Origin of the sequence: Staphylococcus simulans (assembly GCF_002902285.1) — a bacterium.
GTDB classification, from domain to species: domain Bacteria; phylum Bacillota; class Bacilli; order Staphylococcales; family Staphylococcaceae; genus Staphylococcus; species Staphylococcus simulans.
In genome coordinates, this window is the sequence record NZ_PPRU01000063.1 from 1 (window position 1) to 20,855 (window position 20,855).

The window sequence follows — 20,855 nt, forward strand, 5'->3', positions numbered from 1 at the left end:
AATACTAATCGATCGAAGACTTAATCAAATTTCAAGTTTTGATTGGTCGAATTGAAATTTACTTACTATCTAGTTTTGAATGTATAATCGTATATTATATATTTTGGATGCGATGAGCCGCATTGAGATCTCAGGTTTGAGGTCTTTTTTTTTATGCTTTTTTATAAGAGAAATTGATATAGTTCATAAGATACATATAAAACATTACATACTGTTTTAAATAGGTATATAAAAAGCATTTTTAATCAGCATTAGTTAAAGACTCATTCAATAAACGAGAATTTAGCTTAAAATGTGTAAGTGGAGAAGCTGTGCGGAAAATTAATAGGCATATGTATATAAAGAAAAAGCAGGAGAAACCATAAGTCATTTTAGAATTATGGCATCTCCTGCTTTTTAGATTAAATCAATAATGAATACAACATTTTGTTTTCATTAATATAGATATTTGATGGATCAAACTCATGTACTTTTTCTTTCAAACGCGTTAAGTCATCATGGTTATTTAATTGAATACCTATGATAACTGTACCTGTGTTTTGAGAAGATTTTTTCAAGTACTCGAATTTAGTGATATCATCATTTGGTCCTAATACTTCATTTACGAACTCTCTTAACGCACCAGGACGTTGAGGGAAGTTGAAAATGAAGTAGTGTTTCATTTCTTCATATAAAAGTGAGCGTTCTTCGATTTCTTTCATACGGTTGATATCGTTGTTACCACCGCTGATAATACAAACTACTGTTTTGCCTTTGATTTGATCACGATATTGTTCTAGAGCTGAGACGCTTAATGCACCTGCAGGTTCTGCGACAATGGCTTGTTTAGAATACATATCTAAGATTGTAGAACATACAGCACCTTCATCGATTTGAAGATAATCATCAACGACTTTTTTCGCAATTTCAAATGTAATTTTGCCGACTTGTGCAACAGATGCACCGTCTACAAACTTATCAATTTCTGGTAATTTCACTCTGTGATGTTCTAAGACAACTGAAGTATACATACTTGCAGCACCTTTAGGTTCAACACCTACAATTTTTGTTTGAGGCGACTTCTCTTTAAAGTAAGTACCTACACCAGAAATTAATCCGCCGCCACCAATTGCGGCAAATAGATAATCTACATCGATATTGCTTTCTTGTGCTTCTTTTAAAATTTCCGCTGCGATTGTACCTTGACCTGCAATTGTATTGACATTGTCAAATGGGTCAATAAAGTTCATCGCATGTTTTTCAGTATATTCTAGGGCTTCTTTTAAACAATCATCAAATGTATCACCAACCAAGATTACTTCAACATTTTCTCCACCAAAGAATTTAACTTGATTAATTTTTTGAAGGGGAGTTGTCACAGGCATAAAGATGACTGCTTTTAATCCTAATCGTTGTGCAGTAAATGCGACACCTTGTGCATGGTTGCCGGCACTCGCACATGTAATACCTTTTGCTTTTTCGCTTTCGCTCAATACTTGAATTGCGTTATAAGCACCTCTTAGTTTAAAGGAACGTACCCATTGCAGATCCTCTCTTTTTAAATATACATTACAGTCATACTTTAAAGATAAATAATGATCTTTCTCTAAAGGCGTTTCTTTGACAATCGGCTGTAATGATAAAAAAGCCTCTTCTATGTCTTTAGCTGATACAGCAGTTTGTACAGTCATTTCGCTCACTCCTTAATTGTGTTGGTATTTCTGTTCGTATTGTTCAATTTGGTCTTCGTATGCCAATGTGACGGCAATATCATCTAGTCCTTGAACAAGTTTGTTCTTCCAAGTTGAATCAATATCAAAATGTAATTCGCGATCAGGTGTTTTGATTACCTGATTCGGAAGGTCAATTTCGAGCTCTTTATATTTCGCAAGGAACTCGCGATCTTCTTTTTCTAGTGCGATAGGTAATAATGCATTTTTCGTGCAGTTCATGTAGAAAATATCACTGAAGCTGCCCGCAATAATAATATTGATGCCATAATCTTTTAATGCCCAAGCTGCGTGTTCACGACTAGAACCGCAACCAAAGTTATCACCTGTGATAAGAATTGAAGCACCTTTATATTGAGGTTGGTTTAATTCGAATTCAGGGTTATCTGAACCATCTTCTAGATAACGCCACTCATCAAAGGCGTAAGGACCAAGTCCTGTTTTAGAAACGCCTTTGAGATGGACTTTTGGGATAATTTGGTCTGTATCAATATTATCGTGAAATAAAATAGCAGTTTTACCTGTATATTGTGTAATCGGTTCGATTTTAAGCATGTTCAAGCGCCTCCCATTTTCTGACGTCTACGAAGCGTCCTTCAATCGCAGCAGCTGCTGCCATAGCAGGGGATACAAGATGTGTTCTTGCACCTTTACCTTGACGACCTTCGAAGTTACGGTTGCTGGTAGAAGCACAGTGGACACCAGCTGGTACTTGGTCAGGGTTCATACCGAGACACATTGAGCAGCCAGGTTCACGCCATTCAAAGCCTGCATCTTTAAAGATTTTATCAAGTCCTAATGCTTCAGCTTGATGTTTAACACTTCTTGAACCAGGTACAACAATTGCTGTGATATTAGGATGTACTTTATGTCCTTTAACAAATTTACTTGCTTCTTGTAAGTCAGAAAGGCGCGCATTTGTACAAGAGCCTAAGAATACATAACCAAGTTCAATATCTTCAGCTTTTTCACCTGGTTTTAAATCCATGTAGTGATAAGCACGTTCGTCATTGACGTTTTGAATTTCTGGGAAAGGTGTATTGAAGCTTACACCCATTTCAGGACTAGTACCCCAAGTTACTTGTGGTTCTAGGTCAGATACATCTAACTCAATCACACGATCAAATTGTGCATCCTTATCACTATAAAGTGATTGCCAATATTCTGCAGTTTCCTCATCAATATCAGCGTAAGGACGACCTTTGACATATTCTAGTGTTGTTTCATCTGGTTCAACTAAACCATATTTTGCGCCGGCTTCAATCGCCATATTACAGATTGTCATTCTCGCATCCATTGATAGATTACGAATTGTAGAACCTGCAAATTCAAGCGCATAACCTGTACCGAAATCTACACCATATTGATTGATGAGGTGTAAGATAATATCTTTCGCATATACACCTTTAGGCAACTCACCATTAATATCAATTAAAAGATTCTTCGGTTTAGTTTGCCACAATGTTTGTGTCGCAAAAACATGTTCAACTTCACTCGTTCCGATACCGAAAGCAATGGCACCGAAAGCACCGTGTGTTGCTGTGTGAGAGTCACCGCAAACAATGGTTTTACCAGGTTGCGTTAATCCGATTTCTGGTCCAACCATATGTACGATACCTTGTTCTTCAGTACCATTATCAAACAGTCGAACCCCAAACTCTGCACAGTTCTTTTGAAGCGTCTTGATTTGTGTTGCTGCAATTTCATCTTTGATGTTGAAAATATCTTCTGTCGGTACGTTATGATCAATTGTCGCAAACGTTAAATCCGGACGTCTCAGTGGTCTGTGTTGAATTCTTAATCCTTCAAAGGCTTGAGGTGATGTCACTTCATGGATTAAATGCAAGTCAATGTATAATAATTGCGGTTCACCTGCATTTCCTGTGAGAACATGTCTATTCCATATTTTATCGAACAAAGTTTGTCCCATTTCAATCACCATCCTTTTAAAGTTGTTGTAAAATTTTCTCGAAGATTTCTGAAGTATGTGCTTTTCCGCCTAAATCAGGTGTCGTAAAGCCTTCTTTCAGTAAACCATAAACAATCTTTTCTAATTCTTCTGCCGCTTCTGCTTGATTAAATGTTTCTCTGAAACACATTGCTAATGAAAGCACCATACCTGTCGGATTCGCAATATCTTGACCCGCAATGTCAGGTGCTGATCCATGAATTGGTTCATAAAGTTTTGTACCTTTTTGTCCATAGCTGACAGAAGGGGATACACCTAATGAACCTGGAATGACAGAAGCTTCATCGCTTAAAATATCACCGAATAAGTTTTCAGTTACAATCACATCAAATTGTGTTGGACGCGTAATCAAATGCATACTGCATGCATCAACAAGTAGATGTTCTACTTCCACATCAGGATATGAAGCAGATACTTCATCAACTGTTTTACGCCATAATTTACTTGATGCTAATACATTTTCTTTGTCCACTGAAGTTAATTTCTTACGTCTTGATTGTGCAAGTTTGAACGCTGCGTGTGCAATACGTTCAACTTCTGCTTTAGTATATGTTAATGAATCAATTGCATGATCTTCAGCTAATTCTTTCGGTTCACCGAAGTATAAACCGCCTGTTAATTCTCTGACAATCACTAAATCAGTACCTTGTACACGTTCTGCTTTAAGAGGAGAGAATTCAGTCGTGCCTTCAACTACAGCAGTAGGGCGGATATTTGCGAATAACTCTAAGTTCTTTCTTAAAGCAAGTAAGCCAGCTTCAGGTCGTTTTGGGCTGTTTGTCCATTTTGGACCGCCGATTGCACCTAAAAGAATCGCATCAGATTGTTTACAAGCTTCAAGCGTAGATGATGGAAGCGGGTCGCCATAGTTATCTATAGCGGCCCCTCCAAAATCATAAGTTTCTAATTCATAATCAATGTTATATTTTCCACTTAATTTTTCTAATATTTTCAAAGTACCTTCAAGTATTTCTGGACCTATACCATCGCCTGGGAGGGCAGTGATTTTATAACTCATGCGTTCACCTCATTATTAACTGATGCATCAGCAATATGATTAGAATAAGCTTCCACATAAGCTTTACATGAAGCAAGCAATACGTCATGGTCGATACCGATACCGTAGTAAGAGCGTCCATCAATGCTAAGTTCAACGTTAACTTGTGCTTGTGCATCTGAACCTTCAGTTACTGAAGAGATTTGATAGTTCAACAATTCAGATTCAGCATCGAAGATTAAGTCTACTGCATTGTATACTGCAAGAATAGAACCTGTTCCTGTTGCTGCTGATTGATATTGTTTGCCGTCATTATCACGAAGTTGAACGACTGCACTTTGTACACCTTCAGCCACAAATTGTAGTTGAAGATTTTCAACATGATAAGCAGCATTTGTTTCATGGTAATGACCTTGAACAAGGGCATGTACGTCATAATCAGAAACATTTTTCTTTTTATCGGCAATAGATTTGAACTGTTTGAACAATTCAACTTGTTTTTCTGGACTGATTTCGTAGCCAAGTTGTTTTAACTTTTCAGCGAAAGCATGTTTACCAGACAATTTACCAAGAGGCAATTCAGATGTTTGGATACCCACTAATTGTGGCGTCATGATTTCGTATGTTTCACGGTTTTTCAAGAAGCCGTCTTGGTGGATACCTGATTCATGACTGAATGCGTTTTGGCCGATAACAGCTTTATTTCGAGGTACTGGAATACCAGCGAAACGAGAAATTAAATCAGAAGTTTCTTTAGTACGTCCAAGCTCAAGTCTTGTTTCAATACCATAGTGATCTTTACGTACGTATAAACCAAGCGCAACTTCTTCAAGTGCAGTATTACCAGCACGTTCACCGATACCGTTAATTGTACCTTCAACACGTTTTGCACCATTTTCGATGGCAGCCATGCTGTTTGCAACAGCTAAGCCTAGGTCATCGTGGCAGTGTGCACTATAGATAATTTCTTGATCAGATTTAACATTTTCAAGCAATACTTTAAAGATATTTCCGAATTCAGTTGGATAGCTATAACCTACTGTATCAGGAATGTTGATAATTGTTGCACCTGCGTCTACAGCTGTTTGCACACTTTTGATTAAGAAATCTAAATCAGTACGTGTTGCATCTTCGGGTGAGAATTGTACAACATCGAATAAAGATTTGCCATAAGCAACATTTTCAGTAATTTGCTCTAGCACTTCTTCTTGAGTCATTTTCAATTTATGCTCTAAATGAATAGGGCTAGTAGCGATAAATACATGTAATTGCGGATATTTTGCTTCTTTAGTTGCTTCGTACACAGCATCGATGTCGCTTTTCTTACATCTTGCTAAGCCTACTACAGCAGTTTTAGTTAAAGCTTGTGAAATAGCTTGAACTGATTTAAAGCTACCTTCACTAGAAGCAGGGAATCCAGCTTCAATTACATCGACACCCCATTTTTCAAGTTGCTTTGCGATAGTCAGTCTTTCATCAAAGGAAAAACTGACTCCGGGCGTTTGTTCACCGTCTCTTAGTGTTGTATCAAATATTTGAATATGACTCATAAATAATCAACCTCCTGATTTAGTATTATTCTTCAATAGTTTTATTTTCAACGAATGGCATCATTTCACGAAGTTTTTTACCAACTTCTTGGATTTGGTGACCTTGTGCTGCTTTACGTAGTTTGTAGAATTCTTCGAATCCATTTTCATTATCTTTAATGAAGTTGTTAGCGAATGTACCGTTTTGGATATCAGTTAATACAGCTTTCATGTTTTCTTTAACGTCTGGTGTGATAACACGTGGACCTGAAACATAGTCACCGTATTCAGCAGTGTTTGAAATTGAATAACGCATAGTTTCCATACCGCCTTCGTACATTAAGTCAGCGATCAATTTCATTTCATGTAATACTTCGAAGTAAGCAAGTTCTGGTTGGTAACCAGCTTCAACTAATGTTTCGAAACCGTTTTGGATTAATTGAGTAACACCACCGCAAAGTACTGCTTGTTCACCGAATAAGTCTGTTTCAGTTTCTTCTTTGAATGTAGTTTCAATGACACCAGCTTTAGTTGCACCGATACCTTTTGCATAGCTTAATGCGATGTCAAAAGCGTTACCAGTTGCATCTTGGCCTACACCAAATAATGCAGGAACTGAGCTGCCTTCAGTGAATGTACGTCTTACAAGGTGACCAGGGCCTTTAGGAGCTACTAAGAATACATCTACGTCACTTGGTGGTTTGATTACATCGAAGTGGATGTTGAAACCATGTGCAAATGCTAATGCATTACCAGCTTCTAGATTAGGAGCGATTTCTTCGTCGTATACTTTACCTTGGATTTCATCTGGTAATAATACCATGATTACGTCTGCTTGTTTTACTGCTTCTCCAACTGGATATACATCGAATCCATCTTTTTTAGCTCTGTCGAAAGAATGTCCTGGGCGGATACCGATTATAACGTCATAGCCGTTGTCTTTAAGGTTTTTAGCATGTGCGTGACCTTGAGAACCGTAGCCTAATACCGCGATTTTTTTACCTTCTAAAGCGTCTTTTTTCACTGATTCGTCATAATAAACTGTTGTCATAATAAATTCCTCCAAAAATTTGTTTTATTTTAAATTCGCAACTTTGTGAAAATTCAAATTATAATAATGCTGCAGTTCCTGTTCTAGAAACTTGTTCAATCTGTTGTGATGATAGTGCATGTAATACATCATCAAGTGCTTGTTGTGTACCTGATGCTTGTAAATAAGTATGACCATCTTCTTCTTTTAATACTGAAACTAGCGCATCACTGTGATTGATCAAGTTGTCTAATTCTGTTTTATCTGCAGGTGTTGCAATTTTAGCAAGTAATAATTCCACACTGTAGACGTTGTTATCTGTGATATTTTCTACAGAAAGTACATTAATTTGTTTTTCTAAATGGAGCATGAGTGATTGTACTTTTGATGCTTCATCTAACTCAGCTACGAATGTCATATCAGAAATACCAGGTTGAATACTTGGTGTAACACAAAGTGTTACGATATTAAACTGACGTCTTAAAAAGGTACTTGTCAGTCGGTTTAATGTACCAGATTTATCTAATACTTGCGTCTTGAATGTATATCTCATAGGACACCCTCCATTTCGTTGTTCGCTTTACCGCTTGGTACCATCGGTAAAACTGGTTCTTTAGGTGAGATTCTTACTTCGATTAAAGCAGGGCCTTTGTGTGCAAATGCTGCTTCTAAATCTGCTTCAAGTGTTTTAGGATCATCTACTAAGAATGCTTTCACACCATATGCTTCTGATAATTGTTGGAAATCTGGTTGGCCATTGAATACTGAATGAGAGAAACGTTGTTTAAAGAATTTATCTTGCCATTGTTTAACCATTCCTAGTGTGCCGTTATTGATAAGGACGATTTTGATATCTAAACCATACTCATTTAAGATTGCCATTTCTTGGCTGGTCATTTGGAAACCGCCATCTCCAACGAAACAAACAACTGTTTTATCAGGTTGTGCTAATTTAGCACCGATAGCAGAAGGGATGCCGAAGCCCATTGTTCCAAGACCACCGCTTGTTACTAATTGATTATCATGTTTGAATGGATAGAATTGTGCTGCCCACATTTGGTGTTGGCCGACATCTGTTGTAACTAGCGCTTCTCCATTTGTAATTTTACCGATATACTCGATGGCTTGTTGAGGTTTGATAAATACATCTGCTTCTTCATCTGTGTATGCAAATGGATGAGATTTCTGATTATTCACACAATAGTCAACCCAGTCTTTATGTTGGTCGTAAGTATTAGTTTCTGTAAGCAATGCTTCAAGCATCAATTTACAGTCAGCTACTACGCCCAAATCTGTTTTGATGATTTTGTTGATTTCAGAAGGATCGATGTCTACATGAACAACCTTAGCGTTTTCTGCAAATTTATCTGGGTTACTTGCAAGGCGGTCGTCGAAGCGGCTGCCAAAGTTGATAAGCAAGTCGCAATCAGAAAGTGCCATGTTGCTTGCGTAAGATCCATGCATACCGCCCATACCTAAGAATAGGGGATTGCTGTAAGGAATTGTGCCTAACCCATGTAAAGTTGTGACTACTGGAATTTGATGGCGTTCAGCAAATGTAGTCAGAAGTGGGCCTGATTCTGAATGTCTCACGCCTGCCCCAGCTAAAATGACTGGTTTCTTCGCTGATTTCAACCATTCTAGTACAGTTTGTACATCTTGAGGGTTCGGTGCATCAGCTAAACGATATCCTGGTAAATCAAGCTCGTCACATACATCAACATCAGATTGTAGAATGCCGACATCTTTAGGGAAGTCGATGACTACTGGGCCTTTACGACCTGTATTTGCAATGTGAAACGCTTGATGTACCACTTCAGGAATTTCGTCTGGATGTTTAACTTGGAAGTTGTGTTTAGTGATAGGTGTTGTCATTGAAAGTAAATCCGCTTCTTGGAATGCATCTTTACCGATACCTGGTGTTGCAACTTGTCCTGTAAATAATACAAGTGGCAATGAATCACTAAATGCGTCTGCGATACCTGTAATAACGTTTGTTGCTCCTGGACCGCTGGTAACTACAACTACGCCAGGTTTGCCAGAAACTCTGGCATAACCTTCCGCAGCGTGTACAGCACCTTGTTCGTGTCGTGCTAAGATATGTTTGATTTTACCATCGTAAAATGTATCATAGAGCGGTAGCACGGCACCTCCTGGATAACCGAAAAGCAACTCTGTGCCTTCTTTCAACAGTGCTTCTACCAACAATTCCGAACCGCTTCTACTCGTTTTCGTGGCTGCTTGTGTACTGTTTGCTTCTTCATTATGTTTAGTCATTTGTGGGTTAGACATAAAGCATCACTCCTCAATTAGATATTCTGGTACTCTCATAACACCGCCCGTATTTGCACTTGTAACAAGTGCTGTATAACGTGCTAAGTAACCTGTTTTCACTTTAGCTTTAAATGGTTTGACTTCTGTTTTACGTTTGTTCATTTCTTCTTCTGAAACATCTACATCTAATGTTCTGTTTGTTAAGTCGATGACGATTTCATCACCGTCACGAATTAATCCGATTGGTCCGCCTGATGCTGCTTCAGGTGAAATGTGTCCGACTGCGATACCTCTTGTTGCTCCTGAGAATCTTCCGTCAGTGATTAATGCAACATCTTTACCTAAGCCACGACCTACGATAGATGAAGTAGGGGCTAACATCTCAGGCATTCCTGGTCCGCCTTTAGGGCCTTCATAACGAATAACTACAACGTGACCTTCACGTACAGTGTGGTTATCAATTGCTTCAACAGCTTCATCATGAGAGTCGAAACAAATGGCTTTTCCTTTAAAGACTTTGATTTCAGGATCTACACCGCCGACTTTGATAACTGCACCATTTGGAGCTAAGTTACCATATAAGATTGAAAGGCCACCTTCTTTATCGTACGGATTATCAAGTGGATGGATGACATCTTTGTTTTTGATTTCTTTGCCTTGGTTGTTTTCGCGAAGTGTTTTACCTGTAACAGTCACTCTGTCAGGGTGCAATGTACCTTCTTTTTTCATTAATTCATTGATGATAGCAGGAACACCGCCGGCTTCATGAACATCGTGCATAGAATAAGAAGAACTTGGTGCGATTTTAGATAAATAAGGTGTACGTTTAGCAATTTCATTGATACGGCTTAAGTCATAATCAACACCCGCTTCATTTGCGATTGCAAGTGTGTGAAGTACTGTGTTTGTTGAACCGCCCATCGCCATATCTAATGCGAATGCATCATCTAATGCTTCTTTTGTAACGATATCACGTGGTTTCAAATCATTTTTAATATTGTCTACTAATTGGAAAGCGGCTTGTCGAATCATTTCTCGACGTTGGTCTGATACGGCTAATGCTGTACCATTATATGGAAGTGCTAGTCCTAATACTTCCATTAAACAGTTCATTGAGTTTGCTGTGAACATACCTGCGCAAGAACCGCAAGTAGGGCAAGCATTTTGTTCCATATCTAAAAATTCTTCTTTTGTCATTGAACCGCCTTTAAAGGCACCAACTGCTTCGAACATAGATGAAAGAGTTAAGGCTTTACCTGTTGTAGATAAACCAGCTTTCATCGGTCCGCCTGAACAGAAGATAGCAGGTACGTTTGTTCTAACTGCTGCCATTAACATTCCTGGTGTGATTTTGTCACAGTTTGGAATGTAGAAGACGCCGTCGAACCAATGTGCATTGATAACTGTTTCAGCTGCATCTGCGATGATTTCACGAGATGGTAATGAATAACGCATTCCAATGTGTCCCATTGCGATACCATCGTCAACACCGATTGTGTTGAATTCAAATGGAATTGCGCCTGCTTCTCGGATAGCTTCTTTTGCAATATCTGCTAATTCTCTTAAGTGAACATGTCCTGGAACGATATCGATATAAGAGTTACAAATCGCTACGAATGGTTTGTTCATATCTGTTGGATCTTTGATTTGTCCTGTGGCATGAAGTAAACTTCTGGCCGGAGCCTGTTGGTCTCCTTTTTTGATTGTGTCGCTTCTCAATATAATTCCCCCCGAAGATTCAAATAAAAAAACGTCCCAATAATTATTGGGACGTCAATGGAAGTCCCATTCAATCGGAAATAGGACTTAAACATTTAGTAATGGTTTTTACTAAAGTTCGAGTCCTAGCAAATTAATAAAATGACTAAAATATTTGTTGTTGTCGGTAGAGTATTTGCTTGTGTTCTGTTAGTCATTTCAATTTGCTCCTTTCGAATGGTTTTATGAATAAATTTGAATTGTCTAAAAATTTGATAAACTTAATTTACTACATGTCCAGAGGGATGTCAACCGGATTTCTGAAAATTTTTTAATTTCATACATGAAAACGTTTTTAATAATTACATATTTCATTTTTAAAGCAAACAATCATTATAGTCAAAAGCAGTTGCATGCCATGTTACAATATAGAAGACGAAATTTCTGTACGCATACAGAATAGAAAATAGGAGACTTGAAAATGATAACAATCAACAATATTGATCAAATGAATCAATTTGCTGAAATACTGACAAAGCATTTACAACCCAAAGATCTAATTTTATTAAATGGTAATTTAGGTGCAGGAAAGACAACATTAAGTCAATTCATCGGTAAGCATTTAGGAGTGAAACGTACAATTAATTCTCCAACCTTCAATATTATTAAATCTTATAAAGGAACGAACATGAAATTTCATCATATGGATTGCTATCGCTTAGAAGATTCTGATGAAGACTTAGGGTTCGATGAATATTTTGATGATCATGCAGTAACCGTTATTGAATGGAGTACATTTATTCAAGACTTATTGCCAGATAATCATTTAACGATTAATCTTACTGCAGTAGATGAAAATAAAAGAGAAATTACAATAGAAGCACAAGGTGCGCATTATGCACAACTGAAGGAGGACGTCACACGTGATTTACTTGCTGCTGGATACATCCAATAAGCCTATGTCGCTTGCAGTGATGCAAGATGAAAATATATTAGTAGAACATACCACAAATATTAAACGTAATCATTCTGTTCAACTGATGCCGGCGATTCAAAAAATCATTGAAGAAGCAGGTATCACTAAAAGAGATATTAATGCAATTATCGTTGCTAAAGGTCCTGGTTCATACACTGGATTAAGAATTGGTGTTACGACTGCTAAAACGTTAGCTTATGCATTAAATACAGAGTTATATGGCGTTTCATCTTTAGAAGCCTTAGCTGCAACTTTACCTGATACACAGACTGAACAGTTAATTGTTCCCGTGTTTGATGCAAGACGAGAAGCGGTTTACACAGGTATTTATCAATACCAAGAAGGTCAACTTGTTAACTTATTAGAAGACCAATATATGTTGATTACAGATTTAAATGATTATCTGAATCAACAACAACAGCCACACGTTTTTGTCGGTCATGATTTAGAAAATATTACTGAGTTGCTAAATGGACCGATAATTCATCAACTTCCTAAAGCCAGCGTGATGCAAAGTTTAATTACGCAACCAGAAAATATCCATACCTTTAAACCAGACTATCTTAAACTTTCTGAGGCAGAACGCAATTGGTTAAAAACACAACGGAATTAAATAGCTTGAATATACGATTGATGACTGTAGAGGATGTGCCGAAGGTCTTTGATTTAGAACGCTTGTGTTTTAATGATAGCTCTTGGACTATTGATGCTTTTTATCATGAAGTCGAGCGTAATCAGTTTGCACGTTATTTTGTGATGGAATATGAGCAAGAGATTATTGGTTATATCGGTATATGGACCGTCATTGATCAAGCACAAATTACGACAGTTGCGGTAACTGAAAAGATGCGCGGGTATGGATTAGGAAAGTTAATTGTGGAGTATGCGATGAATTTCGCTAGACAGACATGTGAGGTTATGAGTTTAGAAGTACGTATTGAAAACAGCATTGCGCGTCGTGTTTATGAATCATTAGGGTTCAATTACGGCGGCAAACGAAAAAATTATTATGGAGAAGGCGAGGATGCACTCGTAATGTGGGTGGATTTATAATGGAAAAAGATACATTAATTTTAGCAATAGAATCAAGCTGTGATGAAACAAGTGCCAGTGTGATTAAAAATGGCAAAGAAATCTTAAGCAATACTGTGCTAAGCCAAATTGAAAGTCATAAACGTTTCGGCGGCGTGGTCCCTGAAGTAGCGAGCCGTCATCATGTGGAAGGTATCACACAAACGATAGATGAGGCCTTAACAACAGCGCATACAGATATGGAAGCAATAGATGCGGTTGCGGTGACAGAAGGTCCAGGCTTAATCGGTGCACTTTTAATCGGAGTCAATGCAGCAAAAGCATTAGCATATGCATATGATAAACCATTAATCCCGGTGCATCATATTGCAGGTCATATCTATGCGAATAATTTAGAAGAACCATTCGAGTTTCCGTTGATGGCACTGATAGTATCAGGTGGTCATACGGAGTTAGTTTATATGAAAGACCATTTAAACTTTGAAGTTATCGGTGAAACAAGAGACGATGCAGTCGGTGAAGCTTATGATAAAGTGGCACGTACAATCGGCTTGCCGTATCCCGGCGGACCGAAAGTCGATCAACTCGCAACAGAAGGGGAAGATGTCTACGACTTCCCACGTGTATGGCTAGAACCGGATAGTTTTGATTTTAGCTTCAGTGGTTTAAAAAGTGCAGTTATCAATAAGCTGCATAACTTGAAACAAAAGAATGAAGAAATTATTCCTGAAAATGTTGCGGCAAGTTTCCAAAATAGTGTCGTTGAAGTTTTAGTACACAAGGCGATTAAAGCATGTGAAACGTATCAAGTGAATCAGTTAATAGTCGCAGGTGGTGTTGCAAGCAACAAAGGTTTACGAAAAGCACTTAAAGAAGCATGTGCAGAACATCAGATTAAATTATCAATTCCAAGTCCGAAGTTATGTACTGACAATGCGGCGATGATTGGTGCAGCAGGTCATTATTTATATGAAGCTGGATTAAAAGCTGATTTAGATTTAAATGGTAAAAGCAGTATTGATATTGAAGAATTTTCAGTAGAATAGTTGAATAAAAAGAAATGTTGATAAAAGAAAAAGTAGAAAAGCGGTTATTTTGCTTCTCTACTTTTTTGTATTTTTTAATGCATTTTGATAAACAGCATCAGGAAAGTGCATTAAGCGTAATAATTCAATTGCATTACGAGTATCTGCTTTACCTGGTTTGATTTTATAGTCAAAATAAATTTCATCATCTTTAATCGTTTCATTAAAATGATAATTCGCAAAATCCTGTTCAAGTAGTTGTGATAATTCAATATCATGCGTTGCCGCAATGATTCTGTATTCGGGATGTTCTGCAAGGTAATTTAAAACTGATTCAGAAGCAGCAATGCGCTCTGTTGTATTCGTTCCCTTAAATATTTCATCGATAAAGCAATAACAATAAGTGTATGTTTGATCCATTAAGCGTAAGATAGATTTCAATTCTGCGATGAAGTAACTATCTCCGCTCAGTACATCATCTTGATTCGCCATAGAAGTTAAAATCATACCAGGCTTATATTTGAATTGAGTCGCTAATGCTGTATCAACAGTTTGCGCTAATACTAAATTGAGTGCTACAGCTTTCATGAACGTCGATTTACCTGATGCGTTCGAACCTGTCAGTAAGATGTTTCGCTGAATGTTTAAATCATTTGGGACAGGTGTCTCAAGTAAAGGGTGAACTAACGCGTTGAATTCTAATTCAGGTTGTTGTGTGACTTCAGGATGTGTATATGATTCTAAAGTTTCTTGCCATAAAGCAATCGCATAATGATTGTCAATTTCACTAACATAGTCATAACAAGCCATCAGTTCATCTTGATGCTTAGTAAAGGTATTTTGAACTGAATTGAAAATAACATAATCTAACATGAAAGCGAGTTTAATAAATTCTGCCATCGCACCACCTTCGTTATCAGGTGAAACTTTACCTAGTAGGGGACTGAATCGTTTGGCTTTCGCGAAATGTTTGAAATTCACATCAAGTTCAGGTGCTTGTTCAAGTTGATGAATACGTTCAGCTTTTTTAATGACATTAACAGAATAAAAGGTTGCGTTGATATATTCAGAGTAGTGTTTGGATAATTTACCGCTTAGAAAGATATTCAACACAATCGTAAAGAGTAATATTAATAAGCCTGGGCCCTTTAGAATAGGTACAAGTATCAAACCTATAATAGGAAGCAAAGGACATAGATAATAAATATTTTGCATTTTAATTGGTTTGATTGGATCCGGAAACATTGGGTAAATTGTTTTGCCAATTTGTGATAAATGTACAGACACACTTTGACGAAATGTTTTATGATTTTTGAACTTGTTAATCAAGCTTTGGTTGTTAACTTTAAACATGCCTCGAAGTGTTGCGTATAAGCGCATTTCACCAATTGCGGTGAAATTATAATTGAGTTGTTGAAACACGTCGTCTAAATTTAAATCGGACCATGTTTTATCATCGAGTGTATGTTCATTTTGCTGATGATATGTATCGTATTGATAGCGATAATGTTGATTGGGACGTATGAAGCTTTCAGATTTAGCGCGTGCATCCCATAATGAACGTATACGTTGTGCAGCGCGGTATTTTTGGTAGTAAGTGAGTATGATATAAAGCGCTGTAATCACTAGCCACATGAAGATTAAAAATAAGAAAATATTAAGTACACTATCCATGAATAATACCTCTCTATTTATATGAATTATTTATAGTATCTCATAATAATGGGCAGTCGCCAATTTTGATTGAGTTGTTGTTTTGTCAATAGCGAACATGCGTACTTATCAACAATAAGTGAATAACTTGTGGATAAGTGTGGGTAAATAGGTGAATAACTGTGGAAAGTGATGTGAATAGCCTTTAAAATGGTGTCTTTTTACCTGTGGATAAAGTGGATAACTCTGTGGATAGTTGATGTTAAGGGATTTTTAATGTTGATAATTTTGTTAAGGAATTGTAATAAAAGAGGACTAAAAATGAAGTGTTCATTTCTAGTCCTCGGTAACCTTTATGGTTTATGTTATTTTTTCTTGTAATTCTTCCCACGTTTCCATAACTTGTTCGAGTTGGTGTTCGATAGTGTCTTTTTCTTCAGCTAACTGTGCAGCTTTTTCTGGATCATTAAATACTTCTGGTTGTGTTAATTGATGATCGATGGTTTCGATTTGTTGTTCGAACTTTTCAATTTCTGCTTCACAGTTTTCAATTTGGCGTTCTAGCTGACGTAGTTCTCTACGCTGTGCTTTTTGATTTTCGTATGAATTCGTATTTTCTTCAGTCGAGATTTGTGCTGCTTGTTGTGCTTCATTTTTTGCGGCAATCGCGGCTTTCTCTTCAGTTTTATCTAAATAATATTGATAATTGCCTGCGTAAACAGTACCGCCATCTGGTTGCATATCGAAAACTTTATTTGCCAGTTGATTAATAAAGTAACGGTCATGTGAAACGAAGATTAAAGTACCTTCAAAATCTTGAAGTGCTTGTTCTAACATTTCTTTAGAATCGATATCTAAGTGGTTGGTAGGCTCGTCAAGAATTAAGACATTATTACGTTCTAACATCAATAATGCCAATTGTAAGCGGGCTTTTTCACCACCTGATAAATCATTGATGATTTTTTTAACATCATCTTGAACAAATAAGAAACGACCTAATACTGCACGTACATCTTTTTCTGGCATGGTAGGGTATTGGTCCCATACATAGTCTAAAATGGTTTTATTAGATTTGAATTCTGCTTGTTTTTGATCGTAGTAACCGACACGTAAATTTGCGCCATGAATAATTTCGCCGCCTAATTTAGGAATACGGTCGGCTACAGTTTTAATGAATGTTGATTTTCCGATACCGTTCGGTCCAATGACTGCTAAATGATTTCCTTTAGTGATTTCCATTGTGATAGGTGCAATCACAGGCTCTGCATAACCGATTTCTAAGTTTCTAATATGGTATACGTCATTACCTGTATTACGATCAAAATCGAATTGGATATTAGCGCTGCGAGCATCTAACATCGGTTTATCGATACGTTCAATTTTTTCTAAAACTTTTCGACGACTTTTAGCCATACCGCTTGTTGATGCACGTGTGATATTTTTTTCGACAAATGTTTCTAGTCGTTTAATTTCAGCTTGTTGACGTTCGTATTCTTGCATACGTTTTTGATAGTATTGATCACGTTGTGTGATAAATTTACTATAGTTGCCGACATAGTGTTGAACTGCACCGAGTGCGACATCGTAGATTTGGTTGACCGTTTTATCTAAGAAGAACCGGTCGTGACTGATAATAACGATAGCACCTTTAAAGTAATTCAAATAATCTTCGAGCCATTGTGTTGTTTCCATATCTAAATGGTTGGTCGGCTCATCAAGTAATAATAAATCAGGTTCACTCAATAACATTTGTGCGAGTGACAAACGTGTTTTTTGACCACCGCTGAAATCATTTACTGAACGATTGAAATCTTCTTCGTTAAAATCTAATCCGTGTAAGACTGTTTTAATCTTGCTTTCAAATTGATACCCCTCTAAGCGTTCAAATTGGTTAGACAAAGTTTCATATCTTGCCATATGGTCTTTGAAAGTCTCAGATTCATATTCATCAGCATGATTGGCTAACCAATTAGTTTCCGCCTGCATCTCTTGTTCCATTTGTTTAAGATACGCAAAAGGTTTAGACATCTCTTCCCATACGGTATGGTCAGTATCTAAGGTCATTTGTTGTGTTAAATAACCGACTTTTAAATTTTTGATTTTCGAGACATTGCCGCTATCATAACCATCCACACCAGCAATGATTTTCATTAATGTTGATTTGCCAGCGCCATTTCTGCCGACAATGCCTATTTTTTCATGACTCTTTACTTCAAAGTGGACATCACTAAAGATTTCTTCCCCGTCGAAGGATTTTGAGACATTGTTTAGTTGTAGTAATATCATTCAAATTTATACGAGATTTGTCTATAAATATCTCGTAGTCCTCCTTCCTAAAAAGCGTCGCTTAGTTACTATTATAAGCGCAATTGACATGAATTCCTAACATATCACGCGAAATTAAAAGATTGAATATTTTATCAGAAATTTGTGTCAATACACATTTAATACAGACCATTAATTATGATTTGTTTTAAAAAAATGTGTTCAAAACAAAATTCTAATCGTATAATAGTTAGTACATTGCTGTAATTTACAAATGCAATTATGGATGTTTTAGTGTAATAAAGAGCGTATTCACTAAAATGTTGATAATACAGTCATTCCAATTTCTGAAATCATACGGTATACTTAAATAATAAAAAATGATTCCAGAAACAAGCTGAGTATTGTTGTACAGCATTATTAACTATGATAATACTATAATCTGCTAATAGTCGATAAAATGACTACTTTTCACAACTCCATGGCTAAATTAACATAACTTCATACGATTAAAAGTATAGTTTTATTATGGTTGAACTGAATAAAGTTTGGGATAGTAGTTAGAAAGATTTGGAGGAAAATAAATTGGCTAATCAAAACAATAAAATTCCTCGCGCGACTTTGAAACGATTACCCTTATATTACCGATTCGTGAATACCCTTCAAGAAAAAGGGATAGATAGAGTGAATTCTAAAACAATCAGTGAAGCATTGGATATTGATTCAGCTACCATCAGAAGAGATTTCTCATACTTTGGTGAGCTGGGTAAAAAAGGTTATGGTTATAATGTGGAGAGTTTATTAGAATTCTTTAAAGGCGAAATCAGCGAAAGTGATGTAATTCGTATTGGTTTAGTCGGCGTAGGGAACTTAGGGAAAGCATTGCTTTCATATAACTTCTCAATCCACGATGATATGGTGATTACAGAAGCGTTTGATATTGACGCGGATGTAGTCGGTACGCAAATTGGAAAAGTTGTAGTTAAAGACATGGATGCCATTCATGATATTTTGAAAAAAGGCAATTTAGATGTAGTGATTATCACAACACCTGGAAGAGCAGCACAAGAAGTTGCTGATCAACTTGTCGCTAGTAACGTAAAAGGTATTTTAAACTTTACACCTTCACGTATCGATGTACCTGATAATGTATCAGTACATCATATTGATTTAGGGGTAGAATTACAGTCTTTACTCTTCTTTATGAATAATATGAATCGTAAATAAAGAAAAGGAGTTTGCTTGAATTTTCATTCAATGCAAACTCCTTTTTTAGTTTAGGCTTTTTGAACTGTAATTGTCCAAGAAGCGTCTCCTAATTGTTCGTAATTTGTTACAGGGTAAGATTTTTCAGCTGCCCAGTTTGGGATAGCTTCTGTCGCTTGTGTGCAGTCAAAGTCGATTTTCAATTCGTCTCCGACTTCTAATTCTTCCATTTTCTTCTGTGCTTCGATAAGAGGGAAAGGACAAACCATTCCGACTGTTCCTAGTTCGTATACCATAGATTCATTCTCCTTTGTTTAAAACTTTTTATTCGTTATGGCTATTTTAACTTAATTATGATTGTGTTGCAGGTCTTGAAGCAGTTGTTTTAGCAGGTGCTTTACGTAATGCTTTCATTGGTTTAATAAAGATAAAGTAACTCATTAACCAAGTACCTAAAATCATTGATGCAAGAGCAATCCAACCTTGCCAAGATAATGCTGCTGTTGCAACTAAGCCGTTACCAATTGAGCAACCGCCGGCAACTGAAGCGCCGAATCCCATTAATGCACCGCCGATAACACTATTTCTTAAAGTCTTTTTATCTGGTAATCTCCAAGCAAATTCACGTGAACCTTTAGCTGCAATATAAGATCCGATGAAAATACCTAAGACTAAGAATACGCCCCAGTCTAAGAATGATGTTTTACCTGTGATGATAAATTGTACTAAATTTGAAGAAGGTGTAGTGATACCTAAACCACCTTCACGGCCTGCTGAATAACTCATTGGCCAAGCAAGTAACGCAATTAATCCAACAACAATTGCTGCTACGAATGGGTGGAATTTCTTTTCAAAGAAGAAGTGACGTACACCTGTGAATTTTTGTTTTAATTTAGGGACTGCAATTTTCGGTTTAGGTTTACGTACTGTTTTAACCACAAAGAACACTGTAATTGCTGTAATGACAATGACCCAAACCCAAGCAGGAATACCTGTACTTGTTGACATATCTGCATTAACATTAGTTTTTGAATTAAGACCTTCCATCACTGGTTTTAACAATCCTGCTTTAGTAATAGCTGAGAATACTGCATAAGCAACTAAAGCTAACCAGCTGCCGATAAGACCTTCACCAGCACGGTAGTAAGTACCAGTGGCACAACCGCCAGCTAATACAATTCCAACACCGAAAACAAATGATCCAACAATTGTTCCGATAATTGGGAATGTTCCGTTATCTAAAGGTTTGCCAATTATCACTGTGAAAGCTAATAAGCCAATTGCTTGAACAGAAATTGCAATGAGTAAAGCGTAAAACATTTTATTATTTTTTTGAACATACATATCTCTAAATCCGCCGGCTAAACAAAATCGTGTCCGCTGCATTACAAATCCTAGTAAACTCCCCACAATTAGACCGCTGATAATCATCCAAATCATTTAATCCCTCTTTTCCGATAATGTTGATAAGGTTTATCCTAATATACAATTG

The 20,855-nt window shown here is 36.9% G+C and carries 18 protein-coding genes; 5 read left to right on the forward strand and 13 right to left on the reverse strand.

The genetic code is table 11. The features are described from left to right. Positions 1-401: 401 nt before the first annotated feature. The 9 genes from ilvA to ilvD are packed head-to-tail and all read right to left on the reverse strand — an operon-like array spanning position 402 to position 11,227. Entirely contained in the window at positions 402-1,670 is a 1,269-nt protein-coding gene (gene ilvA / locus CD112_RS12660) for a threonine ammonia-lyase IlvA (RefSeq protein WP_057510853.1), read from the reverse strand. Between the two features lie 12 nt (positions 1,671-1,682). After that, the gene (gene leuD, locus CD112_RS12665; protein ID WP_002481742.1) at positions 1,683-2,264 is read right to left on the reverse strand and encodes a 3-isopropylmalate dehydratase small subunit; all 582 of its coding nucleotides are present in this window, start codon (positions 2,262-2,264) and stop codon (positions 1,683-1,685) included. Then, a complete protein-coding gene (gene leuC, locus CD112_RS12670) occupies positions 2,257-3,639 on the reverse strand; it encodes a 3-isopropylmalate dehydratase large subunit (RefSeq protein WP_103364417.1) in 1,383 nt (460 codons plus the stop codon). The genes leuD and leuC overlap by 8 nt, the downstream gene beginning before the upstream one ends. 16 nt (positions 3,640-3,655) lie before the next feature. Beyond that, a complete protein-coding gene (leuB, locus tag CD112_RS12675) occupies positions 3,656-4,696 on the reverse strand; it encodes a 3-isopropylmalate dehydrogenase (RefSeq protein ID WP_070626450.1) in 1,041 nt (346 codons plus the stop codon). Continuing rightward, entirely contained in the window at positions 4,693-6,225 is a 1,533-nt protein-coding gene (locus CD112_RS12680) for a 2-isopropylmalate synthase (RefSeq protein ID WP_002481739.1), read from the reverse strand. The genes leuB and CD112_RS12680 overlap by 4 nt, the downstream gene beginning before the upstream one ends. Before the next feature lie 25 nt (positions 6,226-6,250). After that, positions 6,251-7,255 carry a ketol-acid reductoisomerase gene (gene ilvC / locus CD112_RS12685; protein ID WP_002481738.1) on the reverse strand — a complete coding sequence of 335 codons (1,005 nt, stop codon included), beginning with the start codon at positions 7,253-7,255 and terminating at the stop codon, positions 6,251-6,253. A gap of 58 nt (positions 7,256-7,313) precedes the next feature. Next, positions 7,314-7,787, reverse strand: a complete 474-nt coding sequence (gene ilvN, locus CD112_RS12690; RefSeq protein WP_002481737.1) for an acetolactate synthase small subunit — start codon at positions 7,785-7,787, stop codon at positions 7,314-7,316. After that, entirely contained in the window at positions 7,784-9,511 is a 1,728-nt protein-coding gene (gene ilvB / locus CD112_RS12695) for a biosynthetic-type acetolactate synthase large subunit (protein WP_231911571.1), read from the reverse strand. The genes ilvN and ilvB overlap by 4 nt, the downstream gene beginning before the upstream one ends. Before the next feature lie 21 nt (positions 9,512-9,532). Next, positions 9,533-11,227 carry a dihydroxy-acid dehydratase gene (ilvD, locus tag CD112_RS12700; protein ID WP_103364419.1) on the reverse strand — a complete coding sequence of 565 codons (1,695 nt, stop codon included), beginning with the start codon at positions 11,225-11,227 and terminating at the stop codon, positions 9,533-9,535. Positions 11,228-11,687: 460 nt separating this feature from the next. Here ilvD and tsaE point away from each other — a divergent pair, with 460 nt between their 5' ends. Genes tsaE through tsaD form a run of 4 tightly spaced genes read left to right on the forward strand, consistent with a single transcriptional unit; the run spans position 11,688 to position 14,260 of the window. Then, positions 11,688-12,161, forward strand: coding sequence for a tRNA (adenosine(37)-N6)-threonylcarbamoyltransferase complex ATPase subunit type 1 TsaE (tsaE, locus tag CD112_RS12705; RefSeq protein WP_023015916.1), 474 nt, complete (start codon positions 11,688-11,690; stop codon positions 12,159-12,161). Continuing rightward, positions 12,130-12,795: a tRNA (adenosine(37)-N6)-threonylcarbamoyltransferase complex dimerization subunit type 1 TsaB gene (gene tsaB / locus CD112_RS12710; RefSeq protein ID WP_070626455.1), complete on the forward strand. Its 666-nt coding sequence runs from the start codon at positions 12,130-12,132 to the stop codon at positions 12,793-12,795. Before tsaE ends, tsaB begins: the two co-directional genes overlap by 32 nt. A gap of 20 nt (positions 12,796-12,815) precedes the next feature. Further along, entirely contained in the window at positions 12,816-13,235 is a 420-nt protein-coding gene (gene rimI / locus CD112_RS12715; RefSeq protein ID WP_096754679.1) for a ribosomal protein S18-alanine N-acetyltransferase, read from the forward strand. Then, on the forward strand, positions 13,235-14,260 hold the full coding sequence (tsaD, locus tag CD112_RS12720; RefSeq protein WP_023015914.1) for a tRNA (adenosine(37)-N6)-threonylcarbamoyltransferase complex transferase subunit TsaD: 1,026 nt from the start codon (positions 13,235-13,237) through the stop codon (positions 14,258-14,260). Before rimI ends, tsaD begins: the two co-directional genes overlap by 1 nt. A gap of 57 nt (positions 14,261-14,317) precedes the next feature. Here the strand turns inward: tsaD and CD112_RS12725 are convergent, their stop codons facing one another. Both CD112_RS12725 and CD112_RS12730 read right to left on the reverse strand, forming a co-directional pair. Next, the gene (locus CD112_RS12725) at positions 14,318-15,913 is read right to left on the reverse strand and encodes a MutS-related protein (protein ID WP_103364420.1); all 1,596 of its coding nucleotides are present in this window, start codon (positions 15,911-15,913) and stop codon (positions 14,318-14,320) included. 339 nt (positions 15,914-16,252) lie between these two features. Continuing rightward, complete coding sequence (locus tag CD112_RS12730) at positions 16,253-18,178, reverse strand: ABC-F family ATP-binding cassette domain-containing protein (protein ID WP_070626458.1); 1,926 nt, start codon at positions 18,176-18,178, stop codon at positions 16,253-16,255. A 564-nt stretch (positions 18,179-18,742) separates the two neighbouring features. Between CD112_RS12730 and CD112_RS12735 the strand changes: the two genes are divergently transcribed. Further along, a complete protein-coding gene (locus tag CD112_RS12735; protein ID WP_002481727.1) occupies positions 18,743-19,384 on the forward strand; it encodes a redox-sensing transcriptional repressor Rex in 642 nt (213 codons plus the stop codon). A gap of 50 nt (positions 19,385-19,434) precedes the next feature. Here the strand turns inward: CD112_RS12735 and CD112_RS12740 are convergent, their stop codons facing one another. Both CD112_RS12740 and CD112_RS12745 read right to left on the reverse strand, forming a co-directional pair. Next, positions 19,435-19,659: a sulfurtransferase TusA family protein gene (locus CD112_RS12740; protein ID WP_002481726.1), complete on the reverse strand. Its 225-nt coding sequence runs from the start codon at positions 19,657-19,659 to the stop codon at positions 19,435-19,437. Between the two features lie 55 nt (positions 19,660-19,714). Beyond that, the gene (locus tag CD112_RS12745; RefSeq protein WP_103364421.1) at positions 19,715-20,803 is read right to left on the reverse strand and encodes a YeeE/YedE family protein; all 1,089 of its coding nucleotides are present in this window, start codon (positions 20,801-20,803) and stop codon (positions 19,715-19,717) included. Between the last annotated feature and the right edge of the window lie 52 nt (positions 20,804-20,855).

Excerpts from the sequence above, each read along its gene's own strand:
- ilvA (WP_057510853.1), bottom strand. The coding sequence starts at position 1,670 with ATGACTGTACAAACTGCTGTATCAGCTAAAGACATAGAAGAGGCTTTT.
- leuD (WP_002481742.1), bottom strand. The coding sequence starts at position 2,264 with ATGCTTAAAATCGAACCGATTACACAATATACAGGTAAAACTGCTATT.
- leuC (WP_103364417.1), bottom strand. The coding sequence starts at position 3,639 with ATGGGACAAACTTTGTTCGATAAAATATGGAATAGACATGTTCTCACA.
- leuB (WP_070626450.1), bottom strand. The coding sequence starts at position 4,696 with ATGAGTTATAAAATCACTGCCCTCCCAGGCGATGGTATAGGTCCAGAA.
- CD112_RS12680 (WP_002481739.1), bottom strand. The coding sequence starts at position 6,225 with ATGAGTCATATTCAAATATTTGATACAACACTAAGAGACGGTGAACAA.
- ilvC (WP_002481738.1), bottom strand. The coding sequence starts at position 7,255 with ATGACAACAGTTTATTATGACGAATCAGTGAAAAAAGACGCTTTAGAA.
- ilvN (WP_002481737.1), bottom strand. The coding sequence starts at position 7,787 with ATGAGATATACATTCAAGACGCAAGTATTAGATAAATCTGGTACATTA.
- ilvB (WP_231911571.1), bottom strand. The coding sequence starts at position 9,511 with ATGACTAAACATAATGAAGAAGCAAACAGTACACAAGCAGCCACGAAA.
- tsaE (WP_023015916.1), top strand. The coding sequence starts at position 11,688 with ATGATAACAATCAACAATATTGATCAAATGAATCAATTTGCTGAAATA.
- rimI (WP_096754679.1), top strand. The coding sequence starts at position 12,816 with ATGACTGTAGAGGATGTGCCGAAGGTCTTTGATTTAGAACGCTTGTGT.
- tsaD (WP_023015914.1), top strand. The coding sequence starts at position 13,235 with ATGGAAAAAGATACATTAATTTTAGCAATAGAATCAAGCTGTGATGAA.
- CD112_RS12725 (WP_103364420.1), bottom strand. The coding sequence starts at position 15,913 with ATGGATAGTGTACTTAATATTTTCTTATTTTTAATCTTCATGTGGCTA.
- CD112_RS12730 (WP_070626458.1), bottom strand. The coding sequence starts at position 18,178 with ATGATATTACTACAACTAAACAATGTCTCAAAATCCTTCGACGGGGAA.
- CD112_RS12740 (WP_002481726.1), bottom strand. The coding sequence starts at position 19,659 with ATGGTATACGAACTAGGAACAGTCGGAATGGTTTGTCCTTTCCCTCTT.
- CD112_RS12745 (WP_103364421.1), bottom strand. The coding sequence starts at position 20,803 with ATGATTTGGATGATTATCAGCGGTCTAATTGTGGGGAGTTTACTAGGA.